We start from the raw sequence: 2,189 nt of genomic DNA, 5'->3' as shown, positions 1-2,189 counted from the left end.
ATCTTCTACAGTTGCATTGGATGTTGTATTTGAAAAGATTTTTAATTTACTTGATTTTGGAAAGTAGTCCGCATAAAAAAAACTATTCATGGCTATTTGATTTTTTATTTCGCCTAGTAAATTTGCTGCTGCACGAACTCCTTTGGAGTCAGGAACAAAGTTAACTTTTTCTCTACACAATATTCCCTTATAGGTAAATGTAATTTGAATTGAAGTTGCAACCCCATTTTTATTGAACCTACAGCTCACTCCTTTGGGCATATTTATGTTTTGTTTTTTTAAAATCATATCAAATTAAATATATAAATTTTATTTATTTTACCGCTAATATGTTGTATTTTAAGGGTTCTTTACTGCAAAGCTCAGCTCAAAACCCTTGATACTTAACGCACAAAAGACTTCATTGAGCCGCTGTTTTTAACCCAATTTGAAATTTCATTTAGGTCTACCCATCGTTCTCGCATATTTGGTACTACGTAATAGTGGATACCTTCTAACCAAATACCGCGCTGTATTCTTGCGTTAACAGCTTTTTTTGTGTCACCTGTTAATTCGCAATACCGGCTAATTAAAACTTCATTTGCCATAATTTTTCCTAAAAGTATGAGCTGTCTGTTGATTCTTTAATCATCAGCTCTGTTATTGTTTAAGNAACATATCTCATTGTTTTTATTTGTTTTTTTGTTTTCATTTTATTTCTCATAGCTTGTGCTTATTTAGCTATGAGTTCAAAATAGAGGGATTAAAATGAAGTCAAATTTTATTAGAGAATATCAACGCGCGAGTAAGTCACCCTGGGATGACAATTCAACAATTCTACTTTTAGCAGATGTTGAAGAAGCGTCTACAGGCGGCTCAATCGAGCTAAGTTTTAGTCATTACATATACATGCACAGAGATAGGGTAGGTAATGTATTGGGTATAAGCATCTCAAAGCAGCTTTTTGATGAAAATTCTGACTTTTCAGGGCGCTATTTAGATGGTGTAGAAATGTATGCTTTTTTGCTTCTATATATTGAGCAAATAAAAGAATTCTGTCATTTATTTTCAGCGGAGTTCGAAGCGATATTTTTAACGAAACCAACAACTTTCTTTAGTCACGCTGAAGAGAACTGGTTAGAAATCATCGAAAAAAGTTAAAACTGGCGAACCTTCGGGTTCGCTTTCTTAATATTTCCCCTTCCTCGTTCCTTTTTAGTTAAAAGTTTTTTTAACCCTAACTAAAGGAGGAAAGCATGTCTTCAAGATATGTAAGTACATTGAACTTCGTTGACTTAATCGATGCTTTATACATTATCATTCATAAAAATGACCATAAAATTAATCACTTAATGTTAAACCAAGAAAATCCCGATTTTGAGGGGTTTTGGTCAATTATCGAGCAGGACGTTTATGCCAATAGGCAACTGAACTATCGTGGAGTAAAAGTATTGTTTTATAAAATGATGGTTTTTCTGCTTGAAGATATTCAGGAGGGCACCTTTGATTATTCGGACTACGATGACCAACCTTGCAACGAAAATCCAGAGCGCTTTGATGATTTATTCGATACGGAGTTAGAGAATGACTTCGATGATGTCTTTAAGGAAAAAATTGAGCGTGAGTTCGAGCCAGAGCTTAATAATGAGCGTACTCAAAATTCTATAAAAGAGACCATATCGCAAATCAAACAAACACATTCTTAGGATAAATAAAGCTATTTTTGCATATAAAAATAGCAGCCTAACCATAACTCACGAAATACGCCACGAGCCGTTATTTGCAGGCTCACTACTCAATGTCTGGGTAGTCAGAGTTCATTCTGATAATACTAGTGAGGGGATTGTACGCAAATATACTTTTCCATTGTGGTAATGCAAAAGCGTATTACCACAGTAATGTAAGGCGAGGCTTTAGGGCAATGAAGGAGTAGCGTGCTACTCCTTTTTTTATAAAGCCATAACTAGAGATTCCACAGTTGTCTATGGGGTTATGAAAGCGCATAGCTCTTAGGTTATTGTAGAGCAAGTTAGTTTTTTCGTCAGATGTTGATTATGATGTCATATCACTCTTTGCTAACTCTAAATACTTTTACGTAAATAAAGTTCATCATAAAAGTTCATCATATAAGTGGTGAGAACTTGACTTACTAATTATTGAACTCCCAGTTATTCTTTAATGTCTTTTGAAGTATTCGATGGAACATATAA

Annotated in this window: 4 protein-coding genes; 2 read left to right on the top strand and 2 right to left on the bottom strand. The window is 34.1% G+C overall.

The genetic code is table 11. The annotated features are described in order from the left end of the window. Both L1D51_RS21410 and L1D51_RS21405 read right to left on the bottom strand, forming a co-directional pair. On the bottom strand, positions 1 to 288 hold a 288-nt coding region (locus L1D51_RS21410), incomplete at its 3' end, for an Arm DNA-binding domain-containing protein (RefSeq protein ID WP_239964828.1). Positions 289 to 383: 95 nt separating this feature from the next. Next, positions 384 to 587 (bottom strand): hypothetical protein, encoded by a 204-nt coding sequence (locus L1D51_RS21405; RefSeq protein ID WP_239964827.1) that lies wholly within the window; start codon positions 585 to 587, stop codon positions 384 to 386. Between the two features lie 160 nt (positions 588 to 747). Here L1D51_RS21405 and L1D51_RS21400 point away from each other — a divergent pair, with 160 nt between their 5' ends. Further along, complete coding sequence (locus L1D51_RS21400; protein WP_239964826.1) at positions 748 to 1,140, top strand: hypothetical protein; 393 nt, start codon at positions 748 to 750, stop codon at positions 1,138 to 1,140. 95 nt (positions 1,141 to 1,235) lie between these two features. Continuing rightward, positions 1,236 to 1,685 (top strand): hypothetical protein, encoded by a 450-nt coding sequence (locus L1D51_RS21395; RefSeq protein ID WP_239964825.1) that lies wholly within the window; start codon positions 1,236 to 1,238, stop codon positions 1,683 to 1,685. Positions 1,686 to 2,189 lie beyond the last annotated feature (504 nt).

It is taken from the genome of Pseudoalteromonas shioyasakiensis, assembly GCF_022398475.1.
Classification (GTDB): Bacteria; Pseudomonadota; Gammaproteobacteria; order Enterobacterales; family Alteromonadaceae; genus Pseudoalteromonas.
The sequence above is the reverse complement of the archived record's forward strand: the minus strand, read 5'-3'. Positions and strand labels throughout refer to the sequence as shown.

Coding starts and splice junctions, on each gene's coding strand:
- L1D51_RS21405 (WP_239964827.1), bottom strand. CDS start 587: ATGGCAAATGAAGTTTTAATTAGCCGGTATTGCGAATTAACAGGTGAC.
- L1D51_RS21400 (WP_239964826.1), top strand. CDS start 748: ATGAAGTCAAATTTTATTAGAGAATATCAACGCGCGAGTAAGTCACCC.
- L1D51_RS21395 (WP_239964825.1), top strand. CDS start 1,236: ATGTCTTCAAGATATGTAAGTACATTGAACTTCGTTGACTTAATCGAT.